Below are 17,080 nucleotides of genomic sequence, written 5' to 3' on the forward strand. Positions count from 1 at the left end.
TTGCAACATGCCGTCTGAAATTCCGAGAAACATTGTGTTGTGTTATAATTTACAGGTACATACCATCGGCTGAACCACCATGCAAAATCATAAAAAAGGCAATATTTACATCATTTCTGCCGCTTCCGGCACAGGTAAAACGACCTTGGTGTCACGCCTGTTGAAAAATCATGACGACATCCGTGTTTCCATTTCTCATACCACGCGCCAGCCGCGTGAGGGTGAGGCACATGGTGTGCATTACCACTTTGTTCCCAAAGAAGAATTTGAATCACTGATTGAGCAAAGAGCCTTTTTGGAACACGCCAATGTGTTCGGCAACTATTACGGCACCAGCATTGCCGGCGTGAATTCGTTGAGCGAAGAGGGCTATGACGTAATTTTGGAAATTGATGTGCAAGGTGCGGCGCAAGTGCGTAAATCGTTGCCTGAAGCCAGCAGCATTTTTATCCTGCCGCCTTCCTTTGAAGTTTTGGCGCAACGTTTGATCGGCCGTGGTACAGATAGCGAAGAAGTTATTCAAACACGCCTTTCAAAAGCCCGTCATGAGATTGAACAATCCGTTTTGTTCGATTACGTTGTCGTGAATGACGATTTGGATCGTGCCGAAGCCGATTTGTTCCACATTATTAAAGCAGGCCGTCTGAAAAAATCCGCCCAGCAGGGATTTATCTCAAACCTGTTGGAAAATTCGTAAAAAACAGCGAAAATAACCGTTTATTTGAAACATAGAAAGAAAGCAAGCAAACATGGCCCGTATTACTACTGAAGATTGCACAGGTAAAATCCCTAATCACTTCGACCTTACCCTCGTTGCCGCCCGTCGCGCACGCCAATTAGAAAACGGCAATACGCCTTTGGTTGACGACATCCGCAACAACAAACCAACCGTTACCGCCCTGCGCGAAATCGCAGCCGGACAAATCGGAACCGAGCTGTTGACCCGCAATAAATAAACCAACCGGCAAACCGATAAAACCACCGCGCGGACTGTATCGGTGCGATATCACAACCGATACAGTCTGACGGCTTAAAAATAGCCATAAAAGGCCGTCTGAAAATGCCAGCCCCACTGCCTACCGCCCCCTATGATCCGTTGACAGCAGAAGCGCGCGAGCTTCTGTTTCGCACCGCATCCTATCTCAATACCAACGAGCAGGCCGAGCTTGAAAGAGCCGTTGCCTACGCTTTCCACGCCCATGACGGACAAACCCGTAAAAGCGGCGAACCCTACATCACCCATCCCCTTGCCGTTGCCACGCAGCTTGCCATTTGGCACATGGATGTTCAAGGCCTCTGCGCGGGCGTTATGCATGATGTATTGGAAGATACGGGTGTAACCAAAGTCGAAATGGCGGCAGAATTCGGCGATACCATTGCCGAAATGGTAGACGGCCTCTCCAAGCTGGAAAAGCTTAAATTTGAAGATCATGCCGAGCATCAGGCGGAAAGTTTCCGTAAGCTTATCCTCGCCATGACTAAAGACGTGCGTGTTATCGTCGTCAAACTTGCCGACCGATTGCACAATATGCGTACCCTTGGCTCTATGCGTCCGGAAAAACGCCGCCGCATCGCCAAAGAAACCCTCGAAATTTATGCTCAAATCGCCAACCGCATTGGCCTGAACAATGCGTATCAAGAGCTTCAAGACCTATCGTTCCAAAACCTCCACCCAAGACGCTACGAAACCCTGAAAAAAGCCATGGACAACAGCCGCAAAAATCGCCGCGATGTTGTCGGCAAAGTGTTGCGTGCATTCAGTCAGCGTTTGGTTGGTATCAATATTGAAGCCAAAATCAAAGGCCGTGAGAAAAACTTGTACAGCATCCATCAAAAAATGCTGGCTAAAAAGCTGCGTTTTGCCGAAGTGATGGATATTTACGGCTTTCGGGTCATTGTAAACAGCATTCCTGCCTGTTATGCCGCGTTGGGCGCATTGCATAATTTATATCACCCCAAGCCAGGCCGTTTTAAAGACTATATCGCCATTCCGAAAAGCAACGGCTACCAAAGCCTGCACACGACCTTGGTCGGCCCTTACGGTTTGCCGATCGAAGTGCAAATTCGTACGCGTGAAATGGATGCCGTGGCTGAAGGCGGTATCGCCGGCCATTGGATTTACAAATCCGGTGAAAACACTCCGGACCAAGCCGTCCTCCATATGAACCGATGGATGAAAAATATTCTTGACCTGCAAGCCAGCAGCTCAAATGCCATCGAGTTTTTGGAGCATGTCAAAGTTGATTTGTTCCCCAACGAAGTCTATATCGTTACCCCGAAAGGCGATATCCTTACCTTGCCGAAAGGTGCGACGCCGATTGACTTTGCCTATGCCGTTCACACCAATATCGGTCATAAAACTGTTGCCGCGCGTATCAATAACGTCATGATGCCGTTGCGTACCAAGCTGAAAACCGGCGATACGGTAGAAATCATTACTTCCGAGCATGCCAAGCCTAATGTAGCATGGCTGAACTTTACCGTTTCCAGCCGTGCGCGCAGCGCCATCCGCCAATACATTAAAAATCTGAATCGTCACGATGCCGTTGTTTTGGGTGAGAACCTGCTGCAAAAAGCTTTATCCAGCCTGTTGCCTAAAGACATCCTGCTTTCAGACGACCTCAAAGAAAAATATCTTGCCGATTTGAATACCAAACAAACATCGTTTGAAGAGGTTCTCTACAATGTCGGTATGGGGCATACTTTGCCGGTACACGTTGCTATGCACATTGCCGAGTTGGCAGGCCAACATTTTGGCAGCGAGGTCAAACTCAGCCCGATCAAAGTCAACGATCAGGAAACCGGCCGGATTCATTTTGCCGAATGTTGCCATCCGATTCCCGGCGATGCGATCCGCGCCTTATTGGTCAAAGACAAGGGTATGATTATCCACCGTGATACCTGTCAAACTTTGGTCAAAGCCGATCCGGAAGAGCAACTCGATGCGGGTTGGGACAGTTTGCGTAATCAAACGTACCGCACCATCCTCAACGTCAAATCCGAAGATGCGCATGGTTTGTTGGCTTCAATGGCGCAAGCGATTTCCAATTCCGGTGCGGATATCGAATCTGTCGATACGCCAACCAAAGCGCAAGCAGGAACGGAAGGTTTTGTAGAATTTAAATTCACAATTAAAGTCAAAGACTTGGATCAGGTTAATCAGATTATTCATGCAATGCATGCCAATCCGAATATCCGCAAAGTAATTCGAGGATGATCTCGTTATAAGCAAAGGCCGTCTGAAAGTGTTTTCAGACGGCCTTTTTTATGTTTACAAATAAAAGCTGTTGACTTCTTTTTAAGAGGATTTATGGCTTTTTTGTAATTGGATTGGGTTTAATTCAACCAAAAACGGAAAACCAAGAAGAAAACCAAGGCCAAAACGCCGGCCCAAACCAGCAACATGAATCCGGCTACTGCCTGACCCAAGCGGTAAACAGGATTTTTGCGTTCGTCTTCGAGTAGGGGATTTGGTGTATCGTGCGGTTTGTCGGACATGATGAAGCTCTGATTGAATTATTGAATAAAAGCGTAAGGGTACGCCGATAGAAGCAAAGATTCAAGTGGGAATGATTATTGATAGAAGTCTTCGTCTTCATTCCACGCGGTTTTTAAGGCCGTCTGAATGGTGTCGGCACCAAAGCCGCGATAAGCAAGGAAACGTGCTTGTTTTTGTTTTTCTTTCAAATCTTGAGCTTCTTGCTTGAATTTTTTACGCAAGACGGAAATGGCGGTTTGCAGCTCGTCCTCCCTATCGGGTAGGAACTCTCGACAGTCATCTGCATCGATACCTTGTTGCGCCAAAGCTTGCTTGAGGCGGAGCGTGCCATAACGGTTGCTCTTGCTGTGAATATAGGCTTCTGCGTAACGTTGGTCGGATTGCCAATTTCGTTCGGCAAATTCGTCCAAAACCTTTTCCAATTCTTCTTCGCTTTCAGCATGCGGGGCCAGTTTGCGTTTCAAGCCGACACGGCTGACTTCCTGACGGGAAAGAATATCCAAGGCGCGGGCGCGTAAGGTTTTGGGAGGTTTCATGGGGATATGGAAGGGGAGGGATTTAAACTACATTGAATTACATTTCAGACGGCCTGATTGGGTAAAAACACCGAAAAGGCCGTCTGAAAATAAAGCCGAATCATTCTTCGTCTTTGTTTTTTTGCGGTTGCAGATTTTCGTAGATTTCAGGCAGGGCGCGAATCAACAAATCAGGTTTGGTCGCTTTGTCTTGAGAGAGCAAGGTCATGTCGCCGTAGCCGAATGTTACGCCGACGCTGAAGCAACCGGCCGCTTTGGCGGCAAGAATGTCATTTTTAGAATCGCCCACCATCAGCATATTGGCAACGTCGATGCCCAAAACTTCGGCCGCATGTTGAAGCGGCAATGGGCTGGGTTTTCTCTCAGTCAGGCTGTCGCCGCCGAGAACCAGGCTGAAGTAGCCGTCGAGATTAAGCTGTTTCAGCAGCTCGGCTGCCAGAATTTCATTTTTGTTGGTAATGACAACCAATGGAATACCCAAGGACTTGAACAGACCGAGACCGGCTTCGGTTTCAGGGTAGGGGCGGGTAAAGTCGCTCAAGTGCTCGCGATAATATTTCATAAAGAAAACAAAACCTTTTTCCCAGATTTCAGGATCGGCTTCTTTTTCACGATCATTGGTAATGACGCGATGAACCAATTTGCCGATGCCGTCGCCGACATAACTTTCAACCGTTTGGGTAGGCAAAACAGGTAAACCCAAGTGCGCACACATGGCTTGGGCTGCTGCGGCCAAATCGGGAACGGAATCACATAAGGTACCGTCCAAATCAAAGGCAACGGCTTGAACGTGTTCTAAAGCAGCAGTAGTCATTGAGTAGCTTTCTGTCATATTATTTAAGCGCTTATTTTAACATTGTTTGCCTGATTTGCCGATGTTTTGCTGATTCTTTAAAGGGATATTTGTTTAAATTGTTAACAATTTTTGCTGGTGTAAGGCTGTTAGCCTATTTGGAATATGGAAGGGATTTTGTCAACAAAAAGGGTAGTTTGGTAGGCATTAAAAAACAAAGGGTTTGTGTGTTTTTTTGAATGGTTTGATGAGCATTTATACTAGGCCGTCTGAAAATTTTTTGGTCGGCATGCCGATATTTTCAGACGGCCTCAAACTAAATTCATATATAAATGAATGGATTTGCTTTTTATCGACTACATGCTATTACATTTTTTCCTGTTTTTGTATATAGTAACAAGTATGGCTCTCGTCTAATCATGTGTATGAAAAGGAAAAATACATGTCCGCATCTGCTGTTAAAGAAACACTGAATCCGTTTGAAATTGCACAAAAACAAGTGAAAATTGCCTGCGATCGCCTGAATGCCGACCCAGCAGTATTTGAAATCTTGAAAAAGCCGCAACGTGTTTTGGAAGTCAACTTCCCTGTCAAACTCGACAACGGTACAGTAGAAAATTTCACCGGCTACCGTTCACAACACAATAATGCCGTCGGCCCTTACAAAGGCGGCGTGCGCTTCCATCCCAATGTAAATCTGGACGAAGTCAAAGCACTGTCTATTTGGATGACCATCAAATGCTGCGTGGCCGGTATTCCTTACGGCGGCGGTAAAGGCGGTATTACTTTGGATCCGCGTAACTATTCCGAAGCGGAATTGGAACGCATTGCTCGCGCTTATTCCGAAGCCATTTCTCCGCTGATCGGCGAGAAAATCGATATTCCTGCCCCTGATGTGAACACCAACGGCAAAATCATGTCTTGGATGGTTGATGCCTATGAAAACGTGGTGAAACATTCCGCACCGGGCGTATTTACCGGCAAACCGGTTGAGTTTGGCGGCTCCTTGGCGCGTACTGAGGCCACCGGTTACGGCGTAAACTTCGCCGCCGTCCAAGCTTTGGAAAAACTGGGCAAAGACGTGAAGGGTGCCACTTACGCCATTCAAGGTTTCGGTAATGTGGGCTACCACACCGGTTACTATGCACACAAAGCCGGTGCGAAAATCGTTGCCGTATCTACTGTTGACGTTGCCATTTACAACGAAAACGGCTTGGATATGGAAGCAATCATCAAAGAATTCCAAACCAAAGGTTTCATCACCAATGAAGCAGGCTACGGCAAAGAAATCAGCAATGCCGAACTTTTGGCTCTGGATGTGGACGTCCTCGCTCCTTGCGCACTGGAAAACCAACTGACTTCTGAAAACGCCGGTAAAGTCCGCGCGAAAATCGTGGTTGAAGGTGCAAACGGTCCGACTACTCCTGAAGCCGACGTTATCCTGCGTCAAAATGGCGTATTGGTTGTTCCTGATATTTTGGCAAACTGCGGCGGCGTGGTGGTATCCTATTTTGAATGGGTACAAAACCTGCAAGGCTACTACTGGGAGTTTGACGAAGTTCAAGAGAAAGAAACCGTTGTTCTGCGCCGTGCGTTCCGCGATATTTGGAACTTGGCTCAAGAATACGATGTCGACCTGCGTACCGCTTCTTACATGATGAGTATCCGTCGTGTTGAAAAAGCAATGAAATTGCGCGGCTGGTATTAATCGTTTGAGCGATAGCTAATAGTAGGCCGTCTGAAACCTGTTTTCAGACGGCCTTAATGTTTTTGATAAGAGCCTTTACAAATTTTTATCCACCTTGATTCCATTTCATTCAAACTCAGCTATAATCCCCTTTTTTGACCTTTCCGGAAAAGACATAATCATGAACAAAACTTTCAAATTCAGCGCATTGGCTTTGTCTGCTTTGTTGGCACTGACTGCTTGCAACCAAAAAGACACTGCCGCTAAAGACGCCCCTGCTGCTTCCGCAGCTTCAAATGCGACTGCAGATGCTTCTGCCATCGGTTCTACTGCCCAACAAGCCAGCTACGCAATGGGTGTGGACATCGGCCGTTCATTGAAACAAATGAAAGACCAAGGTACGGAAATCGATTTGAAAGTCTTCACCGAAGCCATGGAAGCCATGTTTGAAGGTAAAGAAGTCAAAATGACTGAAGCCCAAGCTCAGGAAGTGATGATGAAATTCCTGCAAGAGCAACAAGAAAAAGCCACTGCTAAACGTGCTGAAGATGCCAAAGTAAACTTGGAAAAAGGCGAAGCGTTCTTGAAAGAAAACGCGACTAAAGAAGGCGTGAAAACCAGCGCTTCCGGTCTGCAATACAAAATCACCAAAGAAGGCGAAGGCAAAAAACCGACTAAAGACGACATCGTTACCGTTGAATACGAAGGCCGTCTGATTGATGGTACTGTATTTGACAGCAGCAAAAACAGCGGTGAACCTGTAAGTTTCCCTGTAAGCCAAGTGATTCCAGGTTGGACTGAAGGTATCCAACTCTTGAAAGAAGGCGGCGAAGCAACATTCTACATCCCTGCCAAATTGGCTTACCGCGAAGTGGGTGCCGGCGATAAAATCGGCCCGAACGCTACTTTGGTATTCGACGTGAAACTGGTTAAAGTCGGCGCGCCTGATGCTGCTGCGCAACAACCAGTACAAGTTGACGTACAAAAAGTTAAATAATCCGAATCAAGGCTTACGCCCTTAAATAACGGATAAAAGGCCGTCTGAAAAATTCCGTTTCAGACGGCCTTTGTTCCAAACAAACAAGGAATTATGATGAAAAATATCGTCATCCTTATTTCCGGACGCGGTAGTAATATGCAGGCGATTGTGAATGCCGACATTCCCGATGCCAACATTGCAGCCGTATTGAGCAACAGCGAGACCGCTGCCGGATTGGCATGGGCGGCAGAGCGCGGTATTGCCACTGACAGTTTGAACCATAAAAACTTCGACTCGCGTCTGGCATTTGATCAGGCCATGATGGAAAAAATCGATGCCTATCAGCCCGATTTGGTTGTATTGGCGGGCTTTATGCGCATTTTGACTCCGGAATTCTGCGCACATTATGAAAACCGCCTGATCAATATCCATCCGTCCATCCTGCCCTCTTTTACCGGTTTGCATACCCACGAACGCGCATTGGAAGCAGGTTGCCGAGTGGCAGGCTGCACCATCCACTTCGTGACGCCCGAGCTGGATTGTGGACCGATTATTTCACAAGGCATTGTTCCTATTTTGGACGGCGATACCGCTGACGACGTTGCCGCACGCGTGCTGACGGTTGAACACCAGCTTTTCCCACAAGCCGTTGCAGACTTTGTTGCAGGCCGTCTGAAAATCGAAGGCAACCGCGTTTTGAATGCACAACGCAATGCCGCCGGTCAAAGCCTGTTGGCTTAATAAAACACGATACACACAAGGAAAACATCATGAATCCGATTAAAACAACCCTGCTGACACTTTCCCTGCTCACTGCCTCCATCGGCGCACAAGCCGCTGAATTGCCGCAATCTGCCGTTTTGCAATACTCAGGCAGCTACGGTATTCCTGCGACCATGACCTTCACCCGCAGCGGCAACCAATACAAAATCGTCTCTACCATCAAAGTACCGCTTTACAATATCCGCTTTGAATCCGGCGGCAGCATCAACGGCACGACCTTGCATCCGTCTTACTACAAAGATGTACGCGGCGGTAAATTGTATGCCGAGGCCAAATTCTCCGGCGGCAACATCACTTACGGTAAAGCAGGTGATTTGAAAACCGAAAAATCCGGCCCTGCCATGGACTTGTTCACTTTGGCATGGCAACTGGCCGCCAATGACGTGCGCCTGCCGTCAGGTTTGAAAATTACCAACGGTAAAAAACTGTACACCGTCGGCAGCATGAACAAAATCGGCAGCGAAAGCTATAAACTGAACGGCGGCACAACGCCTGTAAGCAAATATCGCGTCCGCCGCGGCGACGATACCGTTACTTACTCTTTTGCTTCCGATATCGACAATATCCCTGCGCAAATCAGCTATACCGATGACGGCAAAACCTACAACCTGAAACTGACTTCCGTCAAAATCAACGGTAAAGTAGTGAAACCGTAATCTTTATTTGCTCAAACAAGAAGGCCGTCTGAAAAGTTTTCAGACGGCCTTTTATTTTTACAGCAACACAATATCGTATTGTTCCTGCGTGTAGGCGGTTTCGACTGCCAGCGAAATCGGCTTGCCGATAAAGTCTATCAACATCGCCAGCGATTGTGATTCTTCGTCTAGGAACAAGTCGATGACATTTGGAGCGGCCAAAATGCGGAAGGCTTGGACATCGTAGCGGCGCGCTTCGCGGACGATTTCGCGTTGGATTTCGTAGCACACGGTTTGCGGCGTTTTCAGACGGCCTCGGCCTTGGCAGGAAGGGCAGGGTTCGCAGAGGATTTGGCTTAAGTTTTCACGCGAGCGTTTGCGGGTCAGTTCGACAAGGCCCAGGCTGGTAAAGCCGTTGAGGGTGACGCGGGTACGGTCGAAACTGAGGGCTTTGGCAAGCTCTTGCAGGACGGCTTCGCGGTGGACTTCCTGCGCCATATCGATGAAGTCGATGATGATGATGCCGCCGAGATTGCGCAGGCGAAGTTCGCGGGCAATGGTGTGGCAGGCTTCGAGGTTGGTGCGGAAGATGGTTTCATCAAAATTGCGCGCGCCGACAAAGCCGCCGGTGTTGACATCGATGGTGGTCATGGCTTCGGTGGACTCGATGATGAGGTAGCTGCCGAAGTTGAGATTGACGCGCGGTTGCAGGGCGCGGGCGATTTCCTGCTCGATGTTGTGGGTTTCAAATAGGGGGCGTTCGCCTTTGAACAGCTCGATTCTGCCTAATGCGCCTTGAACGTATTGTTCGGCAAACTGGGTCATGCGGCGGTGGTTTTCGGTGGAATCAACCAGGATTTTGTGCGTATCGAGGCTGAACATATCGCGCAAAACGCGCAGGCTCAAAGGCAAATCTTGATACAGCAGGGTTTCGGGCGGCTGAATTTTCGCTTGTTTTTGAATGTGTTCCCATACTTTGGTCAGATAGTTGATGTCTGATTGCAGTTGGTCATCGGAAGCGTTTTCGGCGTTGGTACGGATGATGTAGCCGTGGCAGGCATTTTCGGGCAGCAGGTTGTTGAGGCGCTCCCTCAAACTGCTGCGTTCGGCATCATCCTCGATGCGTTGGGAAATGCCGATGTGGTCTTCTTGCGGAAGATGGACGAGGAAACGGCCGGCCAGTGAGATTTGGGTGGACAGGCGCGCGCCTTTGGTGTTGATGGGGTCTTTGATGACCTGAACCAAGACGGACTGACCTTCAAAGAGCATGTGTTCGATGCGTTGGGTTTCGTCCGGGTTGCGGCGTTGTTCGAGGACATCGACGATGTGCAGAAACGCGGCGCGTTCCAAACCGATATCGATAAACGCGCTTTGCATGCCGGGAAGGACGCGTTTGACGACGCCCAAATAAATATTGCCGACCAAGCTATGACCGCTGTTGCGCTCGATGTGCAGCTCGCAGATATTGTTCTCTTCCAAAACGGCCACACGCGTTTCTTGCGGCGTAATGTTGACGAGGACGGTTTCGGACGGACGCACGGCGTCCTTTGGGATGGGAATTCCTGAAAGCATGGGGGTACCTGATTTTGAATAGAAAAACTTTTGCGATGTGTCCTTCTCCAAAAAAACAAATGGCAAAAATCATTCTGTGAAAGCGCTTATCATACTTTAATTATGGTTTTTCCGCATCTGCACAAATGTTTATGGCCAAGAGGCCGTCTGAATGTTTTTTACAACCGTACGGCGAGAATACTTGTAAAATAGCACCTATGCCCATATAGTCATGAACATTGGTATTTTGGAAGAAATCATGCAAACCGTTACTGTTTATACCGGTCCATATTGCCCGTACTGCACCATGGCGAAAAGGCTGTTGCAGGCGGTGGGTGTGAAAGAAATCAACGAAATCCGCATCGACGGCAATCCGGAAGTTTTTGCCGAAATGCAGCAGCTTTCCGGCCAGCGCAGCGTGCCGCAGATTTTTATCGGCGATACCCATGTCGGTGGCTTTACCGATTTGTACCGCTTGCAGCAGGAAGGCAAGTTGGACGAATTACTGAATCCTTAACCCTTAACTTAGGAAAATAAAATGAGCGAAGAATTGCAACCCGTATTCAGCGTTGAGCGTCTGTATGTAAAAGACTTGTCTTTGGAAGTGCCTCATGCACCACAAATCTTCTTGGAACAAGGCGAGCCTGAAGTCGATATGCGCGTTTCTACCGGCAACACCAAACTGGAAGACGGCTTCTACAGCGTTGACGTTACCGTTACCGTGACTGCCAAACTGAACGAAGAGCGCACCATGTTCTTGAACGAAGTTACCCAAAGCGGCATCTTCCGTCTGGAAAACATTCCTGAAGAAGACGTACAACTGCTGCTGGGCGTTGCTTGTCCAAACATCCTGTTCCCTTACGCACGCGAAGCCATTTCCAACAGCGTAACCCGCGCCGGCTTCCCACCTGTATTACTCGCTCCGATCAACTTCGAAGCAATCTACCAACAACAACAGGAAGCTAACGCTTAATCGCGTTATACCTAAATTGAGGCCGTCTGAAACATTGCGTTCAGACGGCCTTTTTTTATCTAAAAATCAGGACATAAGAAAAAATCTATAACAAAAAGTTCATATATTAATGCAATAAGTATATAATGATATCGTTTATCATTACGATCTAATTTTAAATTTTATAGGTTATATATCATTTAAAATCAATAAATTGTAATTTTTATCTAGCAGATAAATAGATTCTATTAATTAAGGAAATAGTTGTGAAACCTGATTTTCAAATGAAAACAATTTGTTTGTTATTAGTGCTGCCTTGCCAAACTGTTTTTGCAGATACGGGACATCAAGAAGTGGAACATGTAGACATGGATACGGTCAAGGTCAGTGGCAAACGGCAGGCACAAAGGAATACCGAGCGCAGTCAGTCTTATACAATCGGAACGATGGCAACGGCGACTGGCTTGCGTATTTCAGGTAAGGATACGCCGCAGTCGGTGAGCGTAATGACGCGTCGGCAGCTAGATGATAAAGCAATATATTCTTTAGAAGAGGCAATGAAAAACACTACGGGAATCAACGTGGTTCGGGATTCGGGTCTACAAACTCGTTTTTTGTCTCGTGGTTTCTATGTTGATCAGATTGGTGAAGACGGTATTACCACGAATGTGTCTGGACGTTCGGGCTATACGGCAAAAATCGATGTCTCACCGAGCACAGACCTTGCTGTTTATGATCACATTGAGGTTGTTAGAGGTGCAACCGGTCTTACTCAATCCAATTCCGAACCGGGTGGAACCATTAATTTAATCCGTAAGCGGCCAACAGCTCTGTTTAAGCATACAGGTGAAATCAGCACTGACCATAGGGGCAGCAAGCGTTTGGCTTTGGATGTATCTGGAAGCTTGAATAATGAACATACGGTACGCGGTAGGCTGGTTGGTGTTCATGAGGACCACCGTTCTTTTAAAGAGGGTGTATGGAACAAGAAAGACATGGTTTATGGCGTGATCGATACGGATTTGAGTGATAACAGTATGCTGACATTGGGCGGCACTTATCAGAAAAATAAAGACATTCCCGATTTTGCCGGCGTGATTTTACCTTGTGAGGATCAAAAAACTGCGGCCTTCAGCTCCAGTCCTGCCTGTAACAATCCTTTGAAATTGCCACGTAAAACTTATTTGGGTGAAACCTCATGGTCACGCCTGAATGCTGATAAATACAATATTTTTTCCGGTTTCAAACATGTCTTTGACAATGGATGGCAACTCAATGCAGAAATTTCTTATACGCATAATGATTCAGATGCCAAAGTCGGACAATTTTTTCTGAAAAACGAACACGCGGCAGGTATTTCAGCATCTGAGGCAACGGGTTTCTTAACCGAGAAGGGGGAGGTTATTCCTTTTGAGCCTAAAGACAAGGCGTTGGCAAAATTAAAAGAATATCGTGATGGTGTCACTAAAACATATGAAGAGAAAAAAGCAGATTATGTTGCCCATCGTTTCGATGCATCTGCTTTTGAACAATATCGCTCCCAAAGAGCGGCAGCACGTCGGGCAGGTTTTGATCAATGTATGCAGGACATTGGTTTGGATTTCCTGTGCAACGACTGGCAGGATCCGGGTGTAGAAGTAGATAAAAAAGAGTTTGTTGATAAGGAGCTTGCAAAGCAAGGCATTATTAACAATGCAGAAGGCCTGTTTCCCAACCGTCTATACGACTCAGCATACAATCTTCGCCACACATACAACCGCCGTTACAACTTCATGCCGTTGCACTATACCAAACATGATGTGCAATGGGGCTTTAAGCTGGATCTGACAGGTAACTACCGCCTGCTTGGGCGTGAACATGATTTCTTTGTCGGCTATGCGTATAACAATGAAAAAATCCGTTCTGCCTATACGGAAATATATCAAAACCGTTATTTTGTCCGTCCTCAAGGTTATGCAGGTGCAGGCAGTTGCGGCATTCATCCCGATGGTCCGGAGCGTAATCCTTTAGAAAAAGGCATTGTCGAACCAGATTGGCATATTTATAACGAAAAAGGTAATAACAAAATCTATGTGCCGGAATGCAGTGGCGCGCATGTTACCAAATATACTCCCCGTTTGGATGCGGAGGGCAAGCCTGTCTGGACAGTCAACGACAATGGTGAGCGCGTAATGGTGCAAGATCCTGTTTATGAATTGGATGCAAATGGAAACAAAATACAGGAGCGGGATGAAGAGGGAAATTTGAAATGGGCAAACCAATATCTGAAAATACCGCTGTGGAAAACTGTTCAGGTTGCAGATGATCATGTTCCGGCGTTATACAATTATTCGAAATACCTTAACACGAATAAAACACATTCTTTGACTGTCAGCACGCGCTTTAATGCGACCAACCGTCTGCATCTCTTGGGTGGTATGCACTATACGCGCTATGAAACCACACAAGCCAAAGAAATGCCTGTACGCTACGGCCAGCCTGCTACGGCATTCCAAACTGAGAGCAGTAACAAAATCGACAAAGAGCATTACACCTCAAAAATGCAAAGCCATAGGTTTACGCCATATGCTGGCATTACCTACGACCTGACACCGCAACAAAGCTTGTATGCCAGCTATACTAAGATTTTTAAACAACAGGATAACGTTGATGTAACCAGCAAATCCGTTCTTCCACCACTCATCGGGACTAACTATGAAATAGGTTGGAAAGGGTCGTTCTTGCAAGGCCGTCTGAATGCTTCGCTTGCCTTGTTTGTTTTACAGCAGAAAAACCGTACCGTTGTCGATTTCGGATTTGTTCCTGATACTAGTAGTAACGGAGGCTCATTCCAAACCATCGCTAAACCTGTGGGTAAGGTTAAGAGCAGCGGTGCAGAACTTGAATTGGCTGGCGAATTGTCGGAAAACTGGCGTATTTTTGTTGGCTACACATATAACAAAAGTAAGTATAAAAATGCGGCAGAAGTCAATGCGGAGCGGTTGGAGAAAAATACGACTGCCGACCCGTATAACTTCAGTAACTTCACGCCGGTACATATGTTCCGCCTCGGTACAAGCTACCGCTTGCCTCAAACTAAGTTAACCTTGGGTGGCGGAATATCTGCACAAAGTCGTACAAGTAGCCTTTACAATATTCGCCAAGGAGGCTACGGACTTATAGATGGCTTTGTTCAATATGACTTTCACAAACACGGCAGAATCAGCCTGATAGGAACTAACCTGGCTGACAGGACGTATTTTGAAAATAACTACAACCGTACGCGAGGTCAAAACAATTTCTATGGCGAACCGCGGACAGTTAAACTGAAATTGGATTGGCATTTCTAGAGAGAATGGATAATGATTGGGTATGTAAACATTATTGGCTAAATTCATAAAAGTATGGGTTGAATATCCTTCTTTTTTGAAAGCTGTTTCCTAACAATGGCTGAAGTTGATTCGATAGCCGGCGTATTTTCAAATATTAATTCGTTTCAAGTATTCAGCTTTGAAGGCCGTCTGAAACATTGCGTTCAGACGGCCTTTTTGTTTTCGGATAAAATACAGCAAACTTTCAATCAGCTGCCTTTTAAGATGACGCCCGAAACCCAAAAACAGCTCAAAATTACCGATGTCTCTGCTAAGAAGCTCGAAAAACTCAACCTCCATACCGCATGGGATTTGGTGTTGCACCTGCCGCTGCGTTACGAGGACGAGACGCACATCATGCCGATTAAGGATGCGCCGATCGGCGTGCCGTGTCAGGTTGAGGGCGAGGTCATCCATCAGGAAGTCACGTTCAAACCGCGCAAGCAGCTGATTGTCCAAATCGCCGACGGTTCCGGCAGCGTCCTTTTTTTGCGTTTCATCCACTTTTACGCCAGCAACCAGAAACAGATGGCGGTCGGCAAACGCATCCGAGCCGTGGGCGAAATCAAACACGGGTTTCACGGCGACGAGATGATTCATCCCAAAATCCGCGATGCCGAGAGCAGCGGTTTGGCGGAAAGCCTCACGCCGATTTATCCGACCGTAAATGGTTTGAACCAGCCCACTTTGCGTCGCATCATTCAGACGGCGTTGGACGTTACGCCGCTACACGACACGCTGCCCGATGCCTTATTGAGTCGTCTGAAACTACCGCACCTTGCCGAAAGCCTGCGCCTTTTGCATTCGCCGCCGCCGAGTTTCACCATCCACCAGCTTTCCGACGGCGCGCTACCCGCATGGCAGCGGCTTAAATTCGACGAACTTTTGGCGCAACAGCTTTCCATGCGCTTGGCGCGGCAGAAGCGTGTCAGCGGCTCAGCCACGGCATTGGGCGGCGACGGCATATTGACTCAAGCCTTGCGCCACGCCTTACCGTTTGCCCTGACCGATGCCCAAGAAAGAGTCGTGTCCGAAATCTGCCGCGATATGGCGCAAACCCACCCCATGCACCGCCTGTTGCAAGGCGATGTCGGCAGCGGCAAAACCATCGTCGCCGCCTTGTCCGCGCTGACCGCCATCGAATCCGGCGCGCAGGCGGCCGTGATGGCGCCGACCGAAATCCTTGCCGAACAGCACTTTATCAAGTTCAAACAATGGCTCGAACCTTTAGGACTCGAAGTCGTCTGGCTCTCCGGCAGCCAGCGCAAAAAAGCCAAAGACGAAGCCAAAGCCAAACTCGCCGACGGCACTGTCAAAATCGCCGTCGGCACGCACGCCCTGTTTTCAGACGACGTCGAGTTTCAAAATCTCGGCTTGGTGATTGTGGACGAACAACACCGCTTCGGCGTCGCCCAACGCCTTGCCCTCAAAAACAAAGGACGAGACGTCCACCAGCTGATGATGTCCGCCACGCCCATCCCACGCACGCTCGCCATGAGTTTCTTCGCCGATTTGGACGTGTCCGTCATCGACCAGTTGCCGCCCGGGCGCACCCCGATTAAAACCCGCCTCGTCAACAATGTCCGCCGCGCCGAAGTCGAAGGCTTCGTCCTCAACATCTGCCGCAAAGGGCAGCAGGCGTACTGGGTCTGCCCGCTGATTGAAGAAAGCGAAACCCTGCAACTGCAAACTGCCACCGAAACCCTCGAGCAGCTTCAGGCAGCCTTGCCCGAACTCAACATCGGCTTGGTACACGGGCGCATGAAGGCCGCCGAAAAAGCCAAAGTCATGGCGGAATTTGCCGCAGGCCGTCTGAACGTCTTGGTTGCCACCACCGTCATCGAAGTCGGCGTAGATGTGCCCAACGCCGCTCTGATGGTGATCGAACACGCCGAGCGCATGGGCTTGGCGCAGCTGCACCAATTACGCGGGCGGGTAGGGCGCGGCGCGGCAGAAAGCGTGTGCGTACTCCTGTTTGCTGAACCCTTGAGCGAACTCGCCAAAGCACGGTTGAAAGTCATCTACGAACACACCGACGGCTTTGAAATCGCCCGACAAGACCTCAACATCCGTGGCCCCGGCGAATTTCTCGGCGCGCGTCAAAGCGGCGTTCCCATGCTGCGTTTTGCCAATCTTGAAGAAGACTTACACCTTTTAGAACAAGCGCGCGAAATCGCCCCGATGCTGATTGAACAAAACCCCGAAATCGTCGAAGCGCATTTGGCAAGATGGCTTTCCAGCAGGGAAGGCTATTTGGGCGTATAAGGTTTGCTTTAAAAGAAAAAGGCCGTCTGAAATATTTCAGACGGCCTTTG

Annotated in this window: 15 protein-coding genes; 11 read left to right on the forward strand and 4 right to left on the reverse strand. The window is 48.1% G+C overall.

The genetic code is table 11. The features are described 5' to 3' along the window. The first annotated feature begins 79 nt into the window (after window positions 1-79). The 3 genes from gmk (at window position 80) to ACTHR7_RS04350 (ending at window position 3,217) form a co-directional block, all read left to right on the forward strand. Window positions 80-697: a guanylate kinase gene (gene gmk / locus ACTHR7_RS04340; RefSeq protein ID WP_063067948.1), complete on the forward strand. Its 618-nt coding sequence runs from the start codon at window positions 80-82 to the stop codon at window positions 695-697. A gap of 52 nt (window positions 698-749) precedes the next feature. Next, window positions 750-956: a DNA-directed RNA polymerase subunit omega gene (gene rpoZ, locus ACTHR7_RS04345; protein ID WP_003682294.1), complete on the forward strand. Its 207-nt coding sequence runs from the start codon at window positions 750-752 to the stop codon at window positions 954-956. Between the two features lie 104 nt (window positions 957-1,060). Next, window positions 1,061-3,217 carry a RelA/SpoT family protein gene (locus ACTHR7_RS04350; protein ID WP_440370386.1) on the forward strand — a complete coding sequence of 719 codons (2,157 nt, stop codon included), beginning with the start codon at window positions 1,061-1,063 and terminating at the stop codon, window positions 3,215-3,217. A 119-nt stretch (window positions 3,218-3,336) separates the two neighbouring features. Here the strand turns inward: ACTHR7_RS04350 and ACTHR7_RS04355 are convergent, their stop codons facing one another. The 3 genes from ACTHR7_RS04355 to ACTHR7_RS04365 all read right to left on the reverse strand — a co-directional run bounded on the left by ACTHR7_RS04355 (window position 3,337) and on the right by ACTHR7_RS04365 (window position 4,849). Further along, window positions 3,337-3,498, reverse strand: a complete 162-nt coding sequence (locus tag ACTHR7_RS04355) for a hypothetical protein (RefSeq protein ID WP_049344044.1) — start codon at window positions 3,496-3,498, stop codon at window positions 3,337-3,339. A 75-nt stretch (window positions 3,499-3,573) separates the two neighbouring features. Then, window positions 3,574-4,035 (reverse strand): recombination regulator RecX, encoded by a 462-nt coding sequence (recX, locus tag ACTHR7_RS04360; RefSeq protein WP_049329865.1) that lies wholly within the window; start codon window positions 4,033-4,035, stop codon window positions 3,574-3,576. A gap of 100 nt (window positions 4,036-4,135) precedes the next feature. Continuing rightward, window positions 4,136-4,849: a phosphoglycolate phosphatase gene (locus ACTHR7_RS04365; protein ID WP_440370387.1), complete on the reverse strand. Its 714-nt coding sequence runs from the start codon at window positions 4,847-4,849 to the stop codon at window positions 4,136-4,138. A 421-nt stretch (window positions 4,850-5,270) separates the two neighbouring features. Between ACTHR7_RS04365 and ACTHR7_RS04370 the strand changes: the two genes are divergently transcribed. From ACTHR7_RS04370 to ACTHR7_RS04385, 4 genes are all read left to right on the forward strand, one after another. Then, a complete protein-coding gene (locus tag ACTHR7_RS04370) occupies window positions 5,271-6,536 on the forward strand; it encodes a Glu/Leu/Phe/Val family dehydrogenase (protein ID WP_070504425.1) in 1,266 nt (421 codons plus the stop codon). Between the two features lie 160 nt (window positions 6,537-6,696). Beyond that, window positions 6,697-7,512 carry an FKBP-type peptidyl-prolyl cis-trans isomerase gene (locus ACTHR7_RS04375; RefSeq protein WP_107810844.1) on the forward strand — a complete coding sequence of 272 codons (816 nt, stop codon included), beginning with the start codon at window positions 6,697-6,699 and terminating at the stop codon, window positions 7,510-7,512. A gap of 96 nt (window positions 7,513-7,608) precedes the next feature. Beyond that, a complete protein-coding gene (gene purN / locus ACTHR7_RS04380; protein ID WP_049344053.1) occupies window positions 7,609-8,235 on the forward strand; it encodes a phosphoribosylglycinamide formyltransferase in 627 nt (208 codons plus the stop codon). 29 nt (window positions 8,236-8,264) lie between these two features. Next, window positions 8,265-8,933: a membrane protein gene (locus ACTHR7_RS04385; RefSeq protein ID WP_003682278.1), complete on the forward strand. Its 669-nt coding sequence runs from the start codon at window positions 8,265-8,267 to the stop codon at window positions 8,931-8,933. A 57-nt stretch (window positions 8,934-8,990) separates the two neighbouring features. Here the strand turns inward: ACTHR7_RS04385 and ACTHR7_RS04390 are convergent, their stop codons facing one another. Next, window positions 8,991-10,484 (reverse strand): Rne/Rng family ribonuclease, encoded by a 1,494-nt coding sequence (locus ACTHR7_RS04390; protein ID WP_107858142.1) that lies wholly within the window; start codon window positions 10,482-10,484, stop codon window positions 8,991-8,993. A gap of 238 nt (window positions 10,485-10,722) precedes the next feature. On the opposite strand from ACTHR7_RS04390, the gene grxC reads away from it, so the two are divergent. From grxC to recG, 4 genes are all read left to right on the forward strand, one after another. Further along, on the forward strand, window positions 10,723-10,980 hold the full coding sequence (gene grxC, locus ACTHR7_RS04395; RefSeq protein ID WP_003684090.1) for a glutaredoxin 3: 258 nt from the start codon (window positions 10,723-10,725) through the stop codon (window positions 10,978-10,980). Between the two features lie 21 nt (window positions 10,981-11,001). Continuing rightward, window positions 11,002-11,436: a protein-export chaperone SecB gene (secB, locus tag ACTHR7_RS04400; protein ID WP_003745844.1), complete on the forward strand. Its 435-nt coding sequence runs from the start codon at window positions 11,002-11,004 to the stop codon at window positions 11,434-11,436. 263 nt (window positions 11,437-11,699) lie between these two features. Then, on the forward strand, window positions 11,700-14,744 hold the full coding sequence (locus ACTHR7_RS04405) for a TonB-dependent siderophore receptor (protein WP_004519409.1): 3,045 nt from the start codon (window positions 11,700-11,702) through the stop codon (window positions 14,742-14,744). 246 nt (window positions 14,745-14,990) lie between these two features. Then, window positions 14,991-17,030 carry an ATP-dependent DNA helicase RecG gene (recG, locus tag ACTHR7_RS04410; RefSeq protein ID WP_440370388.1) on the forward strand — a complete coding sequence of 680 codons (2,040 nt, stop codon included), beginning with the start codon at window positions 14,991-14,993 and terminating at the stop codon, window positions 17,028-17,030. Window positions 17,031-17,080 lie beyond the last annotated feature (50 nt).

This window comes from Neisseria sp. P0007.S010, assembly GCF_051962875.1.
Taxonomy (GTDB): Bacteria; Pseudomonadota; Gammaproteobacteria; order Burkholderiales; family Neisseriaceae; genus Neisseria; species Neisseria subflava_A.